Genomic DNA, 18,817 nt, shown 5'->3' with positions numbered 1-18,817 from the left:
GGTTAAGGTCAAGGGGGAAATATGAATATTAGCGATGTGGCGAAAAAAACCGGTTTAACCAGCAAAGCCATTCGGTTTTATGAAGAGAAAGGGCTGGTGACGCCGCCATTACGTAGCGAAAATGGTTATCGCACCTACACGCAGAAGCATTTAAACGAGCTGACGTTGCTGCGACAGGCGAGGCAGGTGGGGTTTAATCTGGAAGAGTGTGGCGAACTGGTCAATCTGTTTAACGATCCGCGACGCCATAGCGCAGATGTGAAAAAGCGGACGCTGGAAAAGGTCGCGGAGATCGAGCGCCATATCAGCGAGCTGCAATCAATGCGCGATCAATTGCTGGCGCTGGCGGAGAGTTGTCCCGGCGATGACAGCGCCGACTGCCCGATTATTGATAATCTTTCCGGCTGCTGTCATCACAAGGCGCAAAAGCCACGTTGATTAAACGGCGCGAATGCGTAAGGTGATGCCTTCCACGGCGATCACTTCGACATGCGTACCTGCGCGCAGGTCTTCGTCAGCGCATACCGGCCACGAGCTGTCGCCGACACGCATATGACCCCGTCCGTTCACTAACGCGGCATCAAGCATAAACCGGCGGCCTACCAGTTGTTGTCCGCGTTGGTTAAGGCGGCTGTCGGTCGGCTTCTGTTCCCGCACGCGACGCGCCAGCCAGCGCCACCAAAGCCAGGCCGCCAGCAACGTTAAGGCCGCAAACAGCACGCCCTGCCATTCCCAGCCGAGCGGTAAGAGCCAGACGGTTAAGCCGGTAATCACTGCCGCCACGCCGCTCCACAGCAAATAGCCGTTACCGCCGAGCATTTCCGCAGCCAACAACAGGCCGCCGAGGCTAAGCCAGAAGATATGCGGATGTACCAGAATCATCGCTATCATGCTTTTTTCCGTTCGCTGGCGCTGTCCTTAACCAGCTCGCTGATCCCGGCGATAGCGCCCATCAGACTGCTGGCATCCAGCGGCATCATGACCACTTTGCTGTTATTCGCCGAGCCGATTTGCTGTAACGCTTCGGTGTATTTCTGCGCCACGAAGTAGTTTATCGCCTGAATATCCCCGGCGGCGATGGCTTCAGACACCATCTGCGTAGCGCGGGCTTCCGCTTCGGCGGAACGTTCGCGGGCTTCCGCCTGCAGGAAAGCGGACTGACGTTCGCCTTCGGCTTTCAGAATCTGCGACTGTTTTTCCCCCTCGGCTTTCAGTATTTCCGCCTGACGTACCCCTTCGGCCTCAAGGATATAGGCGCGTTTGGTACGTTCCGCTTTCATCTGGGCATTCATCGAGGAGATCAATTCCGCGGGCGGGCGGACATCGCGAATTTCGATACGGGTAACTTTAATTCCCCACGGGTTGGTGGCTTCATCGACAATATGCAGCAGCCGCGTGTTGATGCTGTCGCGCTGGGAGAGCATTTCATCCAGCTCCATCGAACCGAGCACCGTACGGATATTGGTCATGGTCAGGTTAATGATCGCCAGTTCCAGGTTACTGACTTCATAAGCGGCGCGCGGCGCATCGATAACCTGAATAAAACAGACCGCATCGATAGTGACGTTGGCGTTATCTTTTGAGATCACCTCCTGCGACGGAATATCCAGCACCTGCTCCATCATATTGATCTTGCGGCCAATTCTGTCCATAAATGGTACAACAAGGCTTAATCCCGGCTGCAGGGTTTTGGTGTAACGTCCAAAGCGCTCCACTGTCCACTGGTATCCCTGCGGAACGATTTTGACGCCCGCGCCGACGATCACCAGCGCGACGAAAATGAGAATAGGGATAAGAATGAGCATAGCTAAACCTCCTGTTGCGTTGTCCATAAACCGATTTTGCTGACGAATTAAGCGAATTATACCTGATTCAGTAAAGCATGTTCCCCCCTTATTAATTACAGGGATACACTATCGCTATAAAAATATGAACAACGGATGCGCAATAAATGACAGAACGTAGCATGTTGCTTGAGTTAAAGCAGGTCGGTTACCGGACTGCGACGACAAAAATAGTGAATAACATCAGTTTTACGCTGCAACGCGGCGAATTTAAGTTAATTACCGGTCCTTCTGGCTGCGGAAAAAGTACGTTGTTGAAAATGGTGGCCTCGCTAATAAGCCCTGATATCGGCGTGATTCTTTTTGAGGGGCAGGATATTACTACTCTGAGTCCGGAAGCCTATCGCCAGCAGGTTTCTTATTGCGCTCAGACGCCAGCGCTATTTGGCGATACGGTTTACGATAACCTGATTTTTCCCTGGCAAATTCGCCATCAGCGCCCGCAGCCGACAGCCTTCGCAGACGATCTGGCGCGTTTTGAACTGCCGGAGACGATTCTGCAAAAACCGATTACCGCGCTTTCCGGCGGAGAAAAACAGCGTATTGCTCTAATTCGTAATCTACAGTTTCTGCCGAAAATACTGTTACTCGACGAAATAACCAGTGCGCTGGATGAACATAACAAACGGAATGTGAATGATATTATTCATCGCTATGTTCGCGATAAGCAGGTCGCTGTCTTGTGGGTAACGCATGATAAAGATGAAATTCAACACGCGGATAAGGTGATAACGTTAACGCCATCTGCCGGAGAGATGCAGGAGGCGCGTTATGAACGAGCATAATATTACCAATACCTCGCTGGCGTTATCGATGCTGCTGGTGGTGGTTGCGATGCTCATCAGTCACAAGGAAAAGCTGGCGCTGGAAAAAGATATTCTGTGGAGCGTATGCCGGGCGGTGATACAGCTCATTATTGTCGGCTATGTACTGAAATACATCTTTGGCGTTAATCATGCCGCCCTGACGCTGCTAATGGTGCTGTTCATCTGTTTTAACGCCGCCTGGAACGCGCAAAAGCGCAGTAAATATATCGATAAGGCATTTCTCTCCTCGTTTATCGCCATCACCGTCGGCGCCGGACTAACGCTGACGGTACTGGTGCTTACCGGTTCGATTGAATTTGCGCCGATGCAGGTGATTCCCATCGCTGGCATGGTCGCCGGCAATGCGATGGTGGCGGTAGGGCTGTGCTACAACCAACTGGGGCTGCGTTTTCACAGCGAGCAGCAGCAAATCCAGGAAAAGTTAAGTTTGGGCGCAACGCCGAAAATGGCCTCCGCCGGGCTTATCCGCGATAGTATCCGCGCATCGCTTATCCCGACGATCGACTCGGCAAAGACCGTTGGGCTGGTGAGCCTGCCGGGGATGATGTCCGGGCTGATTTTTGCCGGGATCGATCCGGTAAAAGCGATTAAATATCAAATTATGGTAACGTTTATGCTGTTGTCGACAGCCAGCCTGTCTACCATCATTGCCTGCTATTTAACCTACAGGAAGTTCTATAATTCGCGTCATCAGTTAGTAGTGATGCCGCTCAAGAAATCATGATAGTTGCCGGATGATGGCGCAAGCGCCTTATCCGGCCTGAGGACGACAGGTAGGCCAGATAAGCGCGCCATCAGGCAAGAGAGGATTAATACAGTAGCGCGTACAACTGGCGGCGGTATTTCGACGCCAGCGCATCGCCGGTGCCGAGCGCGGCAAGGATCTCCTGGAAGGTTTTGCGCATCTGTCCCTCGGCGGCGGCAAGATCTTTTCTCAGATGGCTGAACAGCAATTCCAGCGCTTCTTCATTACGTCCGACCTGGTGCAACTGCAACGCTAGTTGCGTTTCCAAAGCCGCATCCTGCGGATTCTCCGCGACTTGCTGCTGAAGTTGCTGAATTTCCGGCGTATCCGCCGCCTGTTTAAGCAGTTCGATCTGCGCAACCAGCCCCTGATAACGGGTATCCTGATCCTGTAGCGGGATAGTTTTTAATACCGCTTCGGCCTCTTCAGAGCGGTTCAGCGCAATTTGCGCTTCCGCCAGTAACAGGCCAATCTCACTGTTCTGCGAAGAGAGCTGCCAGGCGTCTTTGAGCAACGGCAGCGCGTCAATGTAGTTGCCCTCCTGCATTAACTGCATCGCTTGTTGCGCTTTTAGCTCTTCTTCACGCGGCAGTACTTTATCCAGCAGAGCGCGGATCGCCTCTTCCGGCTGCGGTCCCTGGAAACCATCGACCGGTTGGCCATTCTGGAACAGATAGACTGTCGGGATGGCGCGCAGACCAAACTGAGCGGCGATCATCTGTTCGGCGTCGCAGTCCAGCTTTGCCAGAATAAACTGACCGTGGTACTGGGCAGCCAGACTTTCCAGCACTGGCGTTAATTGCAGACAGTGTTGGCTGCGTTCAGACCAGAAATAGAACAGTACCGGCGTGGTCATGGACTGCTCTAAGGTCTGCTGCAGGTTGGATTCATTAATATTGACAATGTTCTGTACGGACATGGCGTCGCTCTCTTTTGTCTGTGTCACGTTTACATGGGGGCTGACGGGCGCGCTTCAACTCAGCTTTGTAAAATTTTATCCAGCATCCGGCCCGGCAATAGGCGTTTCAGCGCCATCACTGCCCAGGTGACCAGCGTAACGGGATAGCGCAGCCTGGGTTTATCGCTTGCAAAAGCATGACGCACTTTCGCTACTACCGCGTCAGGATCGCGGGTGAAACGTGCGGCGATGCCGGGATTTTCTACCGGTTTATCACGCTGCGTCTGGTTAACGTTATCCGTAAAACGGGTACGAATTGGTCCCGGTTCTATCAGACTCACTTTAATGCCTGTGTGCCGTAGCTCCATACGTAGCGCGTCAGACCAGGCTTCGAGCGCATATTTGCTGGCGGCGTAAGCGCCGCGCCCTGGGGTGGAAATCAGCCCCATCACCGATGAGGTCATCACAATGCGTCCTTCGCCATGCGGCAACATGGCGGGAAGTAAGCGCATGGTAAGCTGATGCGCGCCGAAAAAATTACTGGAAAACTGTTGCTCCATCTGCTCACGGCTGATGGTAGAAAGGGGGCCATACACGCCGTAGCCGGCATTGTTAAAGATCCCATACAGACGATTATCGGTCAGGGCGATCACTTCATCGGCGGCACGATCCACGCTTTCAGGGGAGTCGAGATCGATCAACACGCCGGTAAATCCCATACTGTTCATCCGGGCGACATCATCAGGTTTGCGGCAGCCCGCCAGGATTTGAAAGCCCTGGCGTTTAAGTTCAAGCGCGCTGTCCAGACCGATTCCGCTGGAACATCCTGTTATTAAGACCGATTTTTGCATAACTTTACCTGTCAGGATCTCCGTTGATTTAAGAGTCGTGGTTAACTATATCCGTCATACTTCAAGTTGCCTGTGCGTTCGTTTACTCCAGTCACATAGGTATCTATGCTCCTGGACATTCTCTTACGTGCCGCCTTCATGCAACTCGAATTATTCAGGAGAGAAAAGGGGTCAACTGCTTCGCCATCCAGTCGGCAATAAACGGCTGGGCGTCGCGGTTGGGATGAATGCCGTCATCCTGCATCCACTGCGGTTTCAGATATACCTCTTCCATAAAAAACGGTAACAGAGGAATATCGAACTCTTTGGCGAGCTTAGGATAAATGGCGCTAAAGGATTCATTATAACGGCGACCGTAGTTAGCGGGCAGATGAATTTGCATCAGTAACGGTTGGGCATCGGCGGCTTTCACCGTCTGAATGATTTTACGTAGCGTCTGTTCGGTTTGCGCAGGCGCAAAACCGCGTAGGCCATCGTTGCCGCCAAGCTCCACCACTACCCAGCGCGGGTGATGCTGTTGCAACAGTGCCGGCAAACGCGCCAGTCCCTGCTGCGAGGTATCTCCGCTTATACTGGCATTAACGACCGACGTTTTGTTTTGCCATTTATCATTAAGGAGCGACGGCCATGCCGCGCTGGCGGCCATACGGTAACCGGCGCTGAGGCTATCGCCCAGAATTAATAAGGTGTCTGCGGCGGCGGCACGGAAAGTTAACAGGATCAAAAACAGGAAGGGCAAATGCCAGCGGAAAACAGTGTTGAAGTTCATCGTCTCAGGAAGTCCGTCGGTCAGGGTGAGCATGAGCTTTCCATCCTTACCGGAGTTGAACTGGTTGTCAAACGCGGCGAAACCATTGCGCTGATTGGCGAATCAGGATCGGGAAAATCTACGCTGCTGGCGATTCTCGCCGGACTGGATGACGGCAGTAGCGGAGAGGTCAGTCTGGTCGGGAAACCGCTTCACCAGATGGACGAAGAGGCGCGGGCGCAGCTTCGCGCTCAGCATGTCGGTTTTGTTTTTCAATCCTTCATGCTTATTCCTACGCTTAACGCGCTGGAAAACGTTGAGCTACCGGCCCTGCTACGCGGTGAAAACAGCGGTCAGAGTAAGGCGGGGGCGAAAGCGCTGCTCGAACAACTGGGACTGGGAAAACGGCTTGACCACCTTCCGGCACAGCTTTCTGGCGGCGAACAGCAGCGCGTAGCGCTGGCGCGCGCGTTTAACGGGCGTCCTGATGTGCTGTTTGCCGATGAGCCGACGGGCAACCTTGACCGTCAGACCGGAGATAAAATCGCCGACCTGCTATTTTCGCTTAACCGCGAACACGGCACCACGCTGATTCTGGTGACGCACGACCCGGCGCTGGCGGCGCGCTGCGACCGGCGGCTGCGGTTGGTCAACGGTCAGTTACAGGAGGAGGCATGATAGCTCGCTGGTTCTGGCGCGAATGGCGCTCGCCGTCGCTGATTATTGTCTGGCTGGCGTTGAGCCTGGCGGTGGCCTGCGTACTGGCGCTCGGCAGTATCAGCGACCGGATGGAAAAAGGGTTAAGTCAGCAAAGCCGCGAGTTTATGGCAGGCGATCGGACGCTGCAAAGTTCGCGGGAGGTACCGAAAGCCTGGCTTGAAGAGGCGCGTAAACGCGGTCTTAACGTGGGCGAGCAGTTAACCTTTGCGACCATGACGTTTGCCGGCGATACGCCGCAACTGGCCAGCGTGAAGGCGGTAGATAGCGTTTATCCGATGTACGGCGAATTGCAAACCCGTCCTGACGGAGTGAAACCGCAGCCGGGTAGCGTACTGCTGGCGCCGCGTCTGATGGCGCTGCTTAATTTGAAAACGGGCGATACCATTGATGTCGGCGACGTGACCTTGCGTATTGCCGGTGAAGTGGTGCAGGAGCCGGATTCCGGGTTTAACCCTTTTCAGATGGCGCCGCGTCTGATGATGAATATGGCCGATGTGGCAAAAACCGGTGCGATACAGCCGGGGAGTCGCGTGATGTGGAGGTATAAATTCGGCGGAACGCCGCAACAGCTTGCTGGCTATGAAAGCTGGCTGTTACCGCAGCTTAAACCGGAACATCGCTGGTACGGACTGGAGCAGGATGACGGGGCATTGGGGAAATCGCTCGAACGTTCGCAGCAGTTTTTGCTGCTTTCGGCGTTATTAACGCTACTGCTGGCGGTAGCTGCCGTCGCGGTGGCGATGAGCCATTACTGCCGTAGCCGCTACGATCTGGTGGCGATTTTAAAAACGTTGGGCGCGGGCCGGGCCCAGTTGCGTAAACTTATCATCGGACAGTGGTTGATGGTGCTGGGGCTTTCCGCCGTCACGGGAGGCGCGATTGGGTTACTGTTTGAAAACATATTGCTGGTGCTGCTAAAACCGGTATTGCCCGCCGATTTGCCGCCCGCCAGCCTGTGGCCCTGGCTGTGGGCGCTGGGTGCGATGACGGTCATCTCTCTGCTGGTCGGTTTACGGCCTTATCGATTGTTGCTGGCGACCCAGCCGCTACGGGTGCTGCGCCGCGATGTTGTCGCTCGCGTCTGGCCGTTAAAAATTTATTTGCCTGTCGCCTGCGCCGTCGTGGTGGCGCTGCTCGCCGGATTGATGGGCGGAAGTATGCTGTTGTGGGCGGTTCTGGCGGGTGCAGTGATACTGGCGCTGCTGTGCGGTCTGGTGGGCTGGATGCTGCTTAACGTGCTGCGCGGCATGACGTTGACGTCGCTACCGCTGCGTCTGGCCGTCAGCCGACTTCTGCGTCAGCCGTGGTCAACGTTGAGTCAGCTTTCGGCGTTTTCGCTTTCGTTTATGCTGCTGGCGCTCTTGCTGGTGCTGCGCGGCGACCTCCTTGATCGCTGGCAACAGCAGCTCCCGTCGGAAAGTCCGAACTATTTCCTTATCAATATTGCTTCAGAACAGGTCGCGCCGCTGAAAGCCTTTTTGGCGGAACATCAGGTGATTCCGCAGACGTTTTATCCGATTGTGCGGGCGCGGTTAACCAGGATAAACGGTAATCCGACGGAAGGTCAGCAGGATGAGTCGCTCAACCGTGAACTGAATTTGACCTGGCAGGATACGCGCCCGGCGCATAATCCGCTGGTCGCCGGTCACTGGCCGCCAAAACCGGGCGAAGTCTCTATGGAAGAGGGGCTGGCGAAGCGGTTGAACGTCAAACTCGGCGATAGCGTAACCTTTATGGGCGATACCCAGGCATTTAGCGCTAAAGTCACCAGCCTGCGTCAAGTGGACTGGGAAAGCCTGCGTCCCAACTTTTTCTTCATTTTTCCTTCCGGGGCGCTGGACGGGCAACCACAAAGCTGGTTGACCAGTTTTCGCTGGGAGAATGGCAACGGCATGTTAACGCAGCTTAACCGCGAGTTTCCTACCGTCAGCCTGTTAGATATCGGGGCGATCCTGAAACAGGTGGGACAGGTGCTGGAGCAGGTCAGCCGGGCGCTGGAGGTGATGGTTGTGCTAGTCACCCTCTGCGGCATGTTGCTATTACTGGCTCAGGTGCAGGTCGGGATGCGTCAGCGTCATCAGGAGCTGGTGGTGTGGCGCACGTTAGGAGCCGGAAAGAAACTGTTGCGTACCACACTCTGGTGCGAATTCGCCATGCTGGGATTAGTTGCCGGGCTGGTCGCCGCGATTGGCGCGGAAACGGCGCTGGCGATCTTACAAATCAACGTTTTTGATTTCCCCTGGGAGCCGGACTGGCGTTTATGGGGCGTACTGCCGTTTTGCGGCGCGCTGCTGCTTTCCGTATGCGGCGGCTGGCTTGGCGTTCGTTTGCTGAAAGGCAAAGCGCTATTCCGCCAGTTTAGCGGATGATTCATGATGTGAATAATTTCGCGCCGGTTTTTAAAACGGCGCGTACTTTTTTAGTCGCACAAATTGATAACTCCTTGATTTTTAGTAGCACAAATCATTAAAAAATACACAACACGTAAGGTTTTATAACAGTTATTATTTGCCTGCTAAATGATTTGGATTGGCTATCTATCAAGGAAAATATAATGACAATTAAAATAACAGCGTTGGCGGCATCGATCGGCGCGGCAGTGGCTTTCATGCCTTTCGCTACTCAGGCGGAAATCACCGTTTTAAAACAAGATCCCCAGGCGGGTAATCCACTCAGCCGACTCAATTTCACCGTTGGCGGGAGTATTCGTCCGCAGTTCCAGAATATGACCGGCAATGACGGCGCGAACGGTTATAAACGTAATGGTTTTGATGGCGGGACGCGTTTCCGCTTCGCCGCGGATTATTATCTGTTTGATGATATCAGTTGGATTAGCTATTACGAGCTGGGCGTCAATATCCCTGCGGTATTTGACTGGGATAACCATTATGCGAAGGGCGCGACTGATACCACTCGCCGTATGCTGTATACCGGCTTCAAGAGCGCGACGTGGGGAACGCTGACCTTCGGTCAACAGAACAGCATTTATTACGATGTGGTGGGCGCAAAAACCGATATCTGGGATTACGACATGATAGGTCAGGCGCCGGGCAACGGGATTAACGGCGACTACGATGGTTCTTATCGCACGCGTAAGTCATTGAAGTATAAGAAAAGCATTGGCAATGTCGATCTCTACGCATCTTATCTGTTCAGCGACGATTATAATGCCAATAACGGCCTGAATTACAAACGTAAAGGCGGCGGTTCTTTAGGCGCGGATTACCATCTCACCGACGATCTGACCTGGGGGACGGCATGGAACTATACCCGTGCGGAGATGCGCGGCAACGGTAATAAAACTTACGATCAAAATATTGTCGGTACCGCGTTAAGCTGGACGCCGGAAAACTGGACTATTGCCGCAGGCGGCGGTTGGTATCAGAACTTTATGACGACCAAAAAAGTATCTGTGAATGATTACTTTGCCGGCGATGCGTGGGGTCTGGAATATTTTGTCGGTTACGCTTTCCCGATTGGTCAGTATGCCGTGAAAGCTATTCAACCGTACTTTATGGGCGACCGCATTGAATATGTGAATGGCCGCGACTATCTGCGCACCGATAACGGCGTGGGGATCACCTTCCAACTGGATTATGGTTTCCGCGTTGATTATGAACATGTTTTCACCTCCAGCACTGACAATCTGGGCGATATGAACCTGGTGCGTCTGCGTTACGATTTCTAAAGCGTTTTCCTCTGCCGGATGTTGGCGTTAAGACTTCTTATCCGGCATTTCCCTTTACGCCATTCCCGCCTGACACACGCCTGAGCGCCTGCCTCGTACATTTAACGACACACCAGGAAACATCATGAAATAATTTCAAGGACAGCAGGCTGTGATCTGTGTCATGTTAAGAAATAGCCTTTCGTTTGGGCCAAAACAGACGATGCCGCATGAACGGCATCCGGCACAGCATCACACTATTTAAAATGGAGAAATTATGGGATTGCGTCAGAGTTTACGCATTGCGGCCAGCACGCTATTACTGGCCTGCGGATTACAGTTTGCCCATGCCGATGGTTCCCCGCAAACGATCGTATTTGGCGTCGCGCCAGGGCCGTATGGCGATATGGTGAAGCAGGCGATTGCGCCGACATTAAAAGAAAAAGGGTATAAGGTCGTGGTGCGCGAGTTTAGCGACTATGTCCAGCCCAATATGGCGTTAGCTAACGGCAGCATTGACGCCAACCTCTTTCAACATACCCTCTATTTTGACAAATTTACCGCTGACAAAGGGCTGAAGCTCAGCAAACTTATTGTGGTACCGACCGCCGGGATGGGCTTTTATTCACGTAAAATCAACACCCTGGATGCGCTTAAAAAAGGGGACATTATTACCCTCTCCAACGATCCGACCAACCTGGCGCGCGGCCTTCGCTTCCTGCAATCGTTGGGGCTTATCACGATTAAGGATAATATCGATCCGACCAAAGCCTCTGAACGAGATATCGCCAGCAATCCAAAAGGACTGGTTTTCAAACCGCTGGAAGCCGCACAGCTACCGCGCACGCTGGATGGCGTGACCGGCGCGCTGGTTAACGGGAACTTTGCGGTGGCGGCAGGACTGGATCTTTCCAGCGCGATTAAGCAGGAACACCTGGATGAGAATCTGAAAAATATCATTGCGGTACGCAGTGAAGATGCCGATAAGCCGTTTGCCAAAGATATTGTCGAGGCGGTGAAATCGCCGGCTTATCGCGCGGTCATCGACGATCCAAAGAATATTTATAGCGCCTTCCAGAAACCGGAATGGATGACCGCGACACCCTGATCGCAGCGGTAGCCATCCCCAATTTCTGAGGTGAATATGATTGAAATAGAAAAAGTCTGCGTCGATTTTACCGCCGGTCGCGGTACCCCCACGCGCGCGGTGGATGATGTGAGCCTGCATATCGCCGCGGGCGAGATTTTTGGCATTGTTGGTACCAGCGGCGCAGGAAAAAGCACTCTGCTGCGTACCCTGAACGCCTTAACGCGTCCCAGCCAGGGGCGCGTCAACGTCAACGGCGTGGAAATCTCGGCGCTGGACGGAAAAGCGTTACGCCAGGCGCGGCAGCGTATTGGTATGATTTTCCAGCATTTTAACTTAATGCATACCCGGACAGTGGCGCAAAACGTTGCGTTTAGCCTGAAAGCGGCTGGCTGGGAACGCAGCAAAATCGCGCCGCGGGTGGCGGAAATTTTAACGCTGGTGGGCCTTGCCGATAAAGCGAACCGTTTTCCGGTACAGCTCAGCGGCGGGCAAAAACAGCGGGTGGGGATAGCCCGCGCCATCGCTAACCATCCGGATGTGTTGCTATGTGACGAACCGACTTCCGCTCTGGATCTGGAAACTTCCGCCACGATTCTGGCCCTGCTCAGAAAGATCAACGCACAGCTCGGGATTACTATTGTGCTGATCACCCATGAAATGAACGTGATCAAATCTATTTGCGATCGCGTGGCGGTGATGTCGGGCGGTAAGGTTGTGGAATCGGGCGAGGTGTTTGATGTGTTTGCCCACCCGCAACACGCTTTCACACAGCAACTGGTGTCTCATACCCTTAATTTGACCCTGCCGGAACGTTTACGGGAACACCTGCCCGGGCAGTTGCTGAAAATTTTGTTTATCGGCGATTCGGCGGAGCAGCCGGTACTGTCAGAGGTGGCGATCAAGTTTGGCGTCGCGGTCAATATCCTGCATGGCAAGATTGAGTATATCGGCGAACGCGCGTTGGGCATTCTGGTGGTGCAATTAACCGCGCCGCATAATCCAACGGCGGTGGCCGCCGCCGTGGAGCATATCCGTCAACGTACCGCACAGGTGGAGGTGATCCGTGGATGATTTATTGCCGGATTTAACGCTGGCGTTCAATGAAACTTTCCAGATGTTGAGTATTTCAACGGTGCTGGCGATTCTTGGCGGTCTACCGCTCGGTTTTCTGATTTTTGTCACCGATCGTCATCTGTTCTGGCAGAACCGTTTTATTTATCTCGTCGCCTCGGTTCTGGTGAATATTATCCGCTCGGTGCCATTTGTTATTTTACTGGTGCTGTTACTGCCGCTAACGCAGCTTTTGCTGGGTAATACGATTGGCCCGATTGCAGCCTCCGTCCCGCTGTCGGTGGCCGCAATCGCGTTTTATGCACGCCTGGTAGATAGCGCGCTCCGTGAAGTCGATAAAGGGATTATTGAGGCGGCGCTGGCATTCGGCGCTAGTCCGATGCGTATTATCTGTACCGTATTGTTGCCGGAAGCCAGCGCAGGGCTGCTGCGCGGCCTGACGATTACCTTGGTAAGCTTAATCGGCTACTCGGCGATGGCCGGGATTGTCGGCGGCGGCGGGGTAGGCGACCTGGCGATTCGCTATGGCTACTACCGTTACGAAACCGAAGTGATGGTTGTTACCGTAGTGGCGCTGATTGTGCTGGTTCAGGTCGTTCAGATGCTGGGCGACTGGCTGGCAAAACGTGCCGACAAGCGCGACAGACACTAAGCCGGCTCAATGTAGCGTCAGCCGGCAATAAAAATAAGCTATTGCGCTTTTAGCCAGTTGGCAACGTCTTGCCATGTGCCGCGAAAAACGATATTCGCGGCTTTTTTCTCCAGTTGATAGCGATACATTGGGTCGTAATATTCGTTAAGTAGCGGAACCAGCCATGCCATATGGCCGTCGGTGCTGCCGCTGGATAATTGCTCCGCCAGCGCCCTATCCAGCGTGTCCGTCAGTTCGGCAAAGCGTTGCAACCCCAGACGGCGGCGAATAGCGAACAGTCCATGATGAAGATATTCACTATACGCCTGCCAACCGGCTTCATCGCCGTAGGCGTGGGTGAAGTCGTGATGCATACGGATGAAATACTCTTCACGCAGTCGTTCCAGACGAAGCGAAAACGGATCTTCCACTACCGCAATAGGGGCCTGCACCATTCTTTCGCGTAAACACTCAGGCAGATGGTTGGCGCCGATCGTTCGCCCTTCATCTTCCAGTACCCACCTTTTTAGCGTCTGACGCGCGTTAATTTTCAGCAATTCAACGGCAAGTTTGTTTTCAAAACTGGCCTGGCTGAGTTGGGGTTTCAGCGTGCGGCCAAAAGAGGAGCCGCGATGACGCGCGAGACCTTCCAGATCCACGCCGTTGGGCTGTTGTCGCACCAGTTGCGTTTTGCCGCTGCCCGTACAGCCGCCAATTAAAAGTATCGGTTTTTGCGCCAGTTGCCAGGTCGCCTGAATTGCTGTCTGGCGCAGCGCTTTATAGCCGCCTTCAATAAGCGGGCAGTCAATCCCTGTTTCTTGCAGCCAACGTTGTACGATATGTGACCGCTGACCGCCGCGCGCGCAGCACAGATACCCATTGGGGAAACGTTGATACGCGGCTTTCCAGGCCTCAAGCCGCTGCTGGCGAATGTCGCCGCAAACCAGCCGATGCCCCAACGCTAACGCCGCATCCGCGCCCTGACGTTTGTAGCAGGTGCCGACGGCGGCTCGCTCGTCGTCCATCATCAATGGCAGGTTGATGGCGCCCGGCATGGCGCCCTGTTCAAACTCAATCGGCGCGCGTACATCAATTAAAGGCGTATCGGCAAGGAGGAGCGCGCGATAGTCCGTTCCATCGTTCATGTGTAATCCCGAAAAACAAAACAGCAATAGCGAGATTTTACGCGCTGAGGGAGGAGCCGGGAAAGGGGAAGATCATTCTCCCGGCATTTTATGTGTTATTTAAGCTTACTTTGCGCCCAGATAATGCCGCTGGCGTATTCGCCCGGCAGGAGCGGAGAGAGCGCTTCCAGGGTGGCGCTAAGACGTGACGTATCGCTGTCGGTCAGATTCAGATGGCCAACTTTTCGCCCCGGGCGTACCGCTTTATCATACCAGTGCAGATGTACCAGCGGCAGCTTCAGCCAGTCGTAATTCAGCTCGCTGCCGATCAGATTGATCATCACCGACGGGGCGTTAATCACTGGCGCGGGCAACGGCAGGCCGGTAATCGCGCGCAAATGCAATTCAAACTGACTGATGCTGGCGCCATTTTGCGTCCAGTGTCCGCTGTTATGCACGCGCGGCGCCAGTTCATTGATTAACAGGCCTTCCGGCGTGATAAAACATTCCATCGCCATTACGCCGACGTAGTTCAGCGCCTGCATAATTGCTGACAGCATTAATTCCGCCTGCTCCTGCTGTTCGGCGTTCGCCTGTGGGAACGCGACGCTGGTCCGCAAGATGCCGTCCTGATGCAAATTGTGCGTCAGCGGGTAAAACACGGTACTGCCGTCATGAGCGCGCGCGCCGACTAACGACACTTCGCCGGAAAAATGGATGCCGCGCTCAACAATACATTCGCCATAGCAGTCATCCGGCAGTTGCCCGGTTTCGTCCGCGCGTAGACGCCACTGCCCGCGACCGTCGTAGCCGCCAACGCGACGCTTAATAATCGCCAGTTCGCCCAGACGGTCAAAGATGCCGGACCACTCGTCGGCGCTGGTCAGCAGCTGCCACGGCGCGGTCGCGAGTCCCAGTTTATCGAAAAGCTGTTTTTGTGTCAGACGGTCGGCGATGATCGGAAATACATCGCGATTGACGAATGCCGGGTGGCGTGCCAGCTCGCGGGTAAGCGCGGTTTCCGGCCAGCGCTCAATCTCTGCGGTAATGACGCTCTGCTGTACCGGAACAGCAGTAGGCTCTGCATCCAGACCAACCGGCCAGACGGCGATACCCAGCGGTTCGCCCGCCTGGCGCAGCATTCGGCCCAGTTGTCCGTTGCCGAGAACGCAAACTTGCTTCATAGCGTCCCCCGCGGATCGGGGTTTTCCAGAACTTCATCGGTTTGCGCTTTGCGCCAGTCAGCGATGCGCTGATGCAGTTCCGCGTCGTGTTGCGCCAGAATCTGCGCGGCGAGCAGGGCGGCGTTAGCGGCACCGGCTTTACCGATCGCCAGTGTACCCACCGGAATGCCGCGCGGCATCTGCACAATGGAGTAAAGGCTATCCACGCCGCTTAGCGCAGCGCTTTGTACCGGCACGCCGAGTACCGGGACCAGCGTTTTTGCCGCAATCATTCCCGGCAGGTGCGCCGCGCCGCCCGCGCCGGCAATAATCACTTGATATCCGTTCTCTTCCGCCGTTTCGGCGAAGCTGAACAGCTTATCGGGGGTGCGATGAGCGGAAACCACTTCTACATGGTGCGGGACATCCAGAATTTCAAAAATTTCGGCGGTGAATTGCATGGTAGCCCAGTCGCTTTTGGACCCCATCACGATGGCGACACGCGCCGGATTATTGCGGGAAGACATGCGTCTTAAAACTCCTGTGGTGCGGGACACGCTGCTTTTGAGGTGTCAGAGAATAGCATGATAATCAGGCAAGGAAAACGGTTGCGTGTGCGCCGTAACGGACGATTCGACGAACATTTACAGGGGGAAGGCGATTAACTCTACGTTGTCCGGCGTGACTTTTACCATTGAACCTTCATGATGCCATGCGCCTAACACCACGCGGAATGCGGGCTGGTCGTTGGCGGAAAGTTCATGCACTGCCGGGCGGTGGGTGTGACCGTGAACCAGCCACTGTACGCGGTGTTTTTCCATTTCGGCGACGACGGTCTGTGCATTGACGTCCATAATATCCAGCGATTTGCTGCTGTTGGCGGCTTTACTGCCGGCGCGCATTCTGGCGGCGATACGGCGGCGGATAAACAGCGGCAGGGTAAGGAATAGTCGTTGAATCCACGGATTATGGACTTTGGCGCGAAACGCCTGATAACCGGCATCATCGGTACAAAGCGTATCGCCGTGCATAATCAACACGTTGCGGCCATACAGGTCGAGCACCTTTTCCTGCGGCAGTAGAATCATGCCGCTTTCGCGGGCAAATCGCTTGCCAATCAGGAAATCACGGTTACCGTGAATAAAGAAGCAGGGGACGCCGGAATCAACCAGCGATTTAATGGCAACGGCCATTTCACGATGTAGCGGGTTGGGGTCGTCGTCGCCAATCCAGGCCTCGAAGAGATCGCCAAGAATATACAGCGCGTCGGCCTGACGGGCTTCTACGGCTAAAAAACGCAGAAAACCGGCGACGATCGCCGGTTCTTCCGTTTGCAGATGCAAGTCTGCAATAAACAGTGTCGCCACGATTACTCGCTGACGGTCACGTTTTCAATGATGACGTCTTCTTTTGGTACGTCCTGATGCATACCGCTACGGCCAGTGGCGACGCCTTTGATTTTATCTACCACGTCCATACCTTCTACGACTTCCGCAAAGACGCAGTAGCCCCAGCCTTGCAGACTTTCGCCGGAGAAGTTCAGGAAGTCGTTGTCTGCCACGTTGATGAAGAATTGCGCGGTAGCCGAGTGTGGCGCCTGAGTACGCGCCATCGCCAGCGTACCACGGGTATTTTTCAGACCATTGTTGGCTTCGTTTTTGATCGCCTCTTTGGTGGCTTTCTGTTTCATGCCCGGCTCAAAGCCGCCGCCCTGAATCATAAAACCGTTAATCACACGGTGGAAAATGGTGTTGTTGTAAAAACCTTCGCGGCAGTAGTCCAGGAAGTTTTTAACTGTTTCAGGCGCTTTATCATCAAAGGTTTTGATTACGATATCGCCGTGATTAGTGTGGAAAGTAACCATTTTTGCATCCTGTTCCAAGAGAGTGGTGCTTTAGCCCGCAATGGGGCACATATAGGGGCTTGTTATAGCATAACCGTAAGCTGCGATCACCTTGCAAAGTGTGCTGCTTCGATTACGAATAATATGTATCATACGGAGATTATTACCCACACACGTCTATACGGAATCTTCGATGTTAAAAATTTTTAATACACTGACGCGCCAAAAAGAGGAATTCAAACCCATTCATGCCGGGGAAGTCGGCATGTACGTGTGTGGTATCACCGTTTACGATCTCTGCCACATTGGCCACGGACGCACGTTTGTCGCTTTTGACGTTGTCGCGCGCTATTTGCGTTTTCTCGGTTATAAGCTGAAGTATGTGCGTAACATTACCGATATCGACGATAAAATTATTAAACGCGCCAATGAAAACGGCGAAAGTTTTGTCGCGCTGGTCGACAGAATGATTGCGGAAATGCATCAGGACTTTGACGCGCTGAATATTCTGCGTCCGGACAGCGAGCCGCGTGCGACGCACCATATTCAGGAAATTATCGAGCTCACCCGCACCTTAATCGAGAAAGGGCACGCCTATGTGGCGGATAACGGCGATGTGATGTTCGATGTACCGACCGATCCGACTTATGGGCAGCTTTCCCGTCAGGATCTTGAGCAGCTTCAGGCGGGCGCGCGCGTGGATGTCGTTGACGTGAAGCGTAACCCGATGGACTTCGTGCTGTGGAAAATGTCGAAAGAGGGCGAGCCGAGCTGGCCGTCGCCGTGGGGCGAAGGGCGTCCGGGCTGGCACATTGAATGTTCGGCAATGAACTGTAAGCAGTTGGGCAACCATTTTGATATTCACGGCGGTGGTTCCGATCTGATGTTCCCGCACCATGAAAACGAGATTGCCCAGTCTACCTGCGCCCACGACGGCGAATACGTCAACTACTGGATGCACTCCGGTATGGTGATGGTGGATCGCGAGAAGATGTCCAAATCGTTGGGCAACTTCTTTACCGTGCGCGACGTGCTGAAATACTACGATGCGGAAACCGTGCGCTACTTCCTGATGTCCGGGCATTACCGTAGCCAACTGAACTACAGCGAAGAGAACCTCAAGCAGGCGCGCGCCTCGCTGGAGCGGCTATACACTGCATTGCGTGGAACGGATAAATCAGCGGCCCCGGCGGGCGGCGAGGCGTTTGAAGCGCGTTTCGTCGAGGCGATGAATGACGATTTCAATACGCCGGAAGCCTACTCCGTCCTGTTTGATATGGCGCGTGAAGTCAACCGTCTGAAGGGCGAAGATATGACCGCCGCGAATGCGATGGCGTCTCATCTGCGGAAGATTTCCGGCGTGCTGGGACTGCTGGAACAGGAGCCGGATGTTTTCCTGCAAAGCGGCGCGCAGGCGGATGACGGTGAAGTTGCGGAAATTGAAGCCTTGATTCAACAGCGTCTGGATGCCCGTAAAGCGAAAGACTGGGCGGCGGCGGACGCGGCGCGCGATCGTCTCACTGAAATGGGTATTATTCTGGAAGATGGCCCGCAGGGCACCACCTGGCGACGTAAGTAAGCGCTTTTACAGGCCG

General features: G+C 54.3%; 20 protein-coding genes. 10 read left to right on the top strand and 10 right to left on the bottom strand.

The features are described from left to right. Positions 1-21: 21 nt before the first annotated feature. Complete coding sequence (gene cueR, locus LDB27_RS16255) at positions 22-438, top strand: Cu(I)-responsive transcriptional regulator (RefSeq protein ID WP_001026760.1); 417 nt, start codon at positions 22-24, stop codon at positions 436-438. Here cueR and LDB27_RS16250 read toward each other — a convergent pair whose 3' ends face one another. Continuing rightward, entirely contained in the window at positions 439-891 is a 453-nt protein-coding gene (locus LDB27_RS16250; RefSeq protein WP_000561177.1) for an NfeD family protein, read from the bottom strand. Further along, entirely contained in the window at positions 888-1,805 is a 918-nt protein-coding gene (locus tag LDB27_RS16245) for an SPFH domain-containing protein (RefSeq protein WP_000906146.1), read from the bottom strand. Before LDB27_RS16245 ends, LDB27_RS16250 begins: the two co-directional genes overlap by 4 nt. A 146-nt stretch (positions 1,806-1,951) precedes the next feature. Between LDB27_RS16245 and fetA the strand changes: the two genes are divergently transcribed. Together fetA and fetB are read left to right on the top strand one after the other, a co-directional pair. After that, complete coding sequence (gene fetA, locus LDB27_RS16240) at positions 1,952-2,629, top strand: iron efflux ABC transporter ATP-binding subunit FetA (protein WP_000140195.1); 678 nt, start codon at positions 1,952-1,954, stop codon at positions 2,627-2,629. Further along, entirely contained in the window at positions 2,616-3,395 is a 780-nt protein-coding gene (fetB, locus tag LDB27_RS16235; protein ID WP_001002130.1) for an iron efflux ABC transporter permease subunit FetB, read from the top strand. Before fetA ends, fetB begins: the two co-directional genes overlap by 14 nt. 85 nt (positions 3,396-3,480) lie before the next feature. Here fetB and cnoX read toward each other — a convergent pair whose 3' ends face one another. The 3 genes from cnoX to tesA form a co-directional block, all read right to left on the bottom strand. Then, a complete protein-coding gene (gene cnoX, locus LDB27_RS16230) occupies positions 3,481-4,335 on the bottom strand; it encodes a chaperedoxin (protein WP_225519871.1) in 855 nt (284 codons plus the stop codon). Between the two features lie 59 nt (positions 4,336-4,394). Next, complete coding sequence (locus LDB27_RS16225) at positions 4,395-5,165, bottom strand: SDR family oxidoreductase (RefSeq protein ID WP_001172804.1); 771 nt, start codon at positions 5,163-5,165, stop codon at positions 4,395-4,397. A gap of 154 nt (positions 5,166-5,319) precedes the next feature. Continuing rightward, on the bottom strand, positions 5,320-5,934 hold the full coding sequence (gene tesA / locus LDB27_RS16220; protein ID WP_001010574.1) for a multifunctional acyl-CoA thioesterase I/protease I/lysophospholipase L1: 615 nt from the start codon (positions 5,932-5,934) through the stop codon (positions 5,320-5,322). Here tesA and ybbA point away from each other — a divergent pair. The 6 genes from ybbA to LDB27_RS16190 all read left to right on the top strand — a co-directional run bounded on the left by ybbA (position 5,905) and on the right by LDB27_RS16190 (position 13,113). Continuing rightward, positions 5,905-6,591, top strand: a complete 687-nt coding sequence (gene ybbA / locus LDB27_RS16215; RefSeq protein WP_001110598.1) for a putative ABC transporter ATP-binding protein YbbA — start codon at positions 5,905-5,907, stop codon at positions 6,589-6,591. The two genes, tesA and ybbA, sit on opposite strands and share 30 nt — an antisense overlap. Further along, positions 6,588-9,002: a putative ABC transporter permease subunit YbbP gene (gene ybbP, locus LDB27_RS16210; protein WP_000561769.1), complete on the top strand. Its 2,415-nt coding sequence runs from the start codon at positions 6,588-6,590 to the stop codon at positions 9,000-9,002. Before ybbA ends, ybbP begins: the two co-directional genes overlap by 4 nt. A 185-nt stretch (positions 9,003-9,187) precedes the next feature. Continuing rightward, a complete protein-coding gene (locus LDB27_RS16205) occupies positions 9,188-10,321 on the top strand; it encodes a porin (protein WP_000152866.1) in 1,134 nt (377 codons plus the stop codon). Positions 10,322-10,577: 256 nt separating this feature from the next. Further along, positions 10,578-11,408, top strand: a complete 831-nt coding sequence (locus LDB27_RS16200) for a MetQ/NlpA family ABC transporter substrate-binding protein (RefSeq protein ID WP_000524313.1) — start codon at positions 10,578-10,580, stop codon at positions 11,406-11,408. A gap of 36 nt (positions 11,409-11,444) precedes the next feature. After that, positions 11,445-12,461 (top strand): virulence-associated ABC transporter ATP-binding protein SfbB, encoded by a 1,017-nt coding sequence (gene sfbB / locus LDB27_RS16195; protein WP_000569656.1) that lies wholly within the window; start codon positions 11,445-11,447, stop codon positions 12,459-12,461. Further along, on the top strand, positions 12,454-13,113 hold the full coding sequence (locus LDB27_RS16190; RefSeq protein ID WP_000342247.1) for a methionine ABC transporter permease: 660 nt from the start codon (positions 12,454-12,456) through the stop codon (positions 13,111-13,113). Before sfbB ends, LDB27_RS16190 begins: the two co-directional genes overlap by 8 nt. Positions 13,114-13,151: 38 nt before the next feature. Here LDB27_RS16190 and mnmH read toward each other — a convergent pair whose 3' ends face one another. The 5 genes from mnmH to ppiB form a co-directional block, all read right to left on the bottom strand. Next, the gene (gene mnmH / locus LDB27_RS16185; protein ID WP_000997743.1) at positions 13,152-14,237 is read right to left on the bottom strand and encodes a tRNA 2-selenouridine(34) synthase MnmH; all 1,086 of its coding nucleotides are present in this window, start codon (positions 14,235-14,237) and stop codon (positions 13,152-13,154) included. A gap of 95 nt (positions 14,238-14,332) precedes the next feature. Beyond that, on the bottom strand, positions 14,333-15,400 hold the full coding sequence (gene purK / locus LDB27_RS16180; protein ID WP_000815600.1) for a 5-(carboxyamino)imidazole ribonucleotide synthase: 1,068 nt from the start codon (positions 15,398-15,400) through the stop codon (positions 14,333-14,335). Next, entirely contained in the window at positions 15,397-15,906 is a 510-nt protein-coding gene (gene purE, locus LDB27_RS16175) for a 5-(carboxyamino)imidazole ribonucleotide mutase (protein ID WP_000098742.1), read from the bottom strand. The genes purK and purE overlap by 4 nt, the downstream gene beginning before the upstream one ends. A 117-nt stretch (positions 15,907-16,023) precedes the next feature. Beyond that, positions 16,024-16,746, bottom strand: coding sequence for a UDP-2,3-diacylglucosamine diphosphatase (gene lpxH / locus LDB27_RS16170; RefSeq protein WP_000212282.1), 723 nt, complete (start codon positions 16,744-16,746; stop codon positions 16,024-16,026). 2 nt (positions 16,747-16,748) lie between these two features. After that, the gene (gene ppiB / locus LDB27_RS16165) at positions 16,749-17,243 is read right to left on the bottom strand and encodes a peptidylprolyl isomerase B (RefSeq protein ID WP_000255991.1); all 495 of its coding nucleotides are present in this window, start codon (positions 17,241-17,243) and stop codon (positions 16,749-16,751) included. 172 nt (positions 17,244-17,415) lie between these two features. On the opposite strand from ppiB, the gene cysS reads away from it, so the two are divergent. After that, a complete protein-coding gene (gene cysS / locus LDB27_RS16160; RefSeq protein ID WP_000912377.1) occupies positions 17,416-18,801 on the top strand; it encodes a cysteine--tRNA ligase in 1,386 nt (461 codons plus the stop codon). The last annotated feature ends 16 nt before the right edge of the window (positions 18,802-18,817 follow it).

The sequence above is a fragment of the Salmonella sp. JXY0409-18 genome, assembly GCF_020268625.1.
GTDB classification, from domain to species: Bacteria; Pseudomonadota; Gammaproteobacteria; order Enterobacterales; family Enterobacteriaceae; genus Salmonella; species Salmonella enterica.
The sequence above is the reverse complement of the archived record's forward strand: the minus strand, read 5'-3'. Positions and strand labels throughout refer to the sequence as shown.

What these genes read in the sequence shown, in the direction of transcription:
- cueR (WP_001026760.1), top strand. Translation starts at nt 22, where the DNA reads ATGAATATTAGCGATGTGGCGAAAAAAACCGGTTTAACCAGCAAAGCC.
- LDB27_RS16250 (WP_000561177.1), bottom strand. Translation starts at nt 891, where the DNA reads ATGATAGCGATGATTCTGGTACATCCGCATATCTTCTGGCTTAGCCTC.
- LDB27_RS16245 (WP_000906146.1), bottom strand. Translation starts at nt 1,805, where the DNA reads ATGCTCATTCTTATCCCTATTCTCATTTTCGTCGCGCTGGTGATCGTC.
- fetA (WP_000140195.1), top strand. Translation starts at nt 1,952, where the DNA reads ATGACAGAACGTAGCATGTTGCTTGAGTTAAAGCAGGTCGGTTACCGG.
- fetB (WP_001002130.1), top strand. Translation starts at nt 2,616, where the DNA reads ATGAACGAGCATAATATTACCAATACCTCGCTGGCGTTATCGATGCTG.
- cnoX (WP_225519871.1), bottom strand. Translation starts at nt 4,335, where the DNA reads ATGTCCGTACAGAACATTGTCAATATTAATGAATCCAACCTGCAGCAG.
- LDB27_RS16225 (WP_001172804.1), bottom strand. Translation starts at nt 5,165, where the DNA reads ATGCAAAAATCGGTCTTAATAACAGGATGTTCCAGCGGAATCGGTCTG.
- ybbA (WP_001110598.1), top strand. Translation starts at nt 5,905, where the DNA reads ATGCCAGCGGAAAACAGTGTTGAAGTTCATCGTCTCAGGAAGTCCGTC.
- tesA (WP_001010574.1), bottom strand. Translation starts at nt 5,934, where the DNA reads ATGAACTTCAACACTGTTTTCCGCTGGCATTTGCCCTTCCTGTTTTTG.
- ybbP (WP_000561769.1), top strand. Translation starts at nt 6,588, where the DNA reads ATGATAGCTCGCTGGTTCTGGCGCGAATGGCGCTCGCCGTCGCTGATT.
- LDB27_RS16205 (WP_000152866.1), top strand. Translation starts at nt 9,188, where the DNA reads ATGACAATTAAAATAACAGCGTTGGCGGCATCGATCGGCGCGGCAGTG.
- LDB27_RS16200 (WP_000524313.1), top strand. Translation starts at nt 10,578, where the DNA reads ATGGGATTGCGTCAGAGTTTACGCATTGCGGCCAGCACGCTATTACTG.
- sfbB (WP_000569656.1), top strand. Translation starts at nt 11,445, where the DNA reads ATGATTGAAATAGAAAAAGTCTGCGTCGATTTTACCGCCGGTCGCGGT.
- mnmH (WP_000997743.1), bottom strand. Translation starts at nt 14,237, where the DNA reads ATGAACGATGGAACGGACTATCGCGCGCTCCTCCTTGCCGATACGCCT.
- purK (WP_000815600.1), bottom strand. Translation starts at nt 15,400, where the DNA reads ATGAAGCAAGTTTGCGTTCTCGGCAACGGACAACTGGGCCGAATGCTG.
- purE (WP_000098742.1), bottom strand. Translation starts at nt 15,906, where the DNA reads ATGTCTTCCCGCAATAATCCGGCGCGTGTCGCCATCGTGATGGGGTCC.
- ppiB (WP_000255991.1), bottom strand. Translation starts at nt 17,243, where the DNA reads ATGGTTACTTTCCACACTAATCACGGCGATATCGTAATCAAAACCTTT.
- cysS (WP_000912377.1), top strand. Translation starts at nt 17,416, where the DNA reads ATGTTAAAAATTTTTAATACACTGACGCGCCAAAAAGAGGAATTCAAA.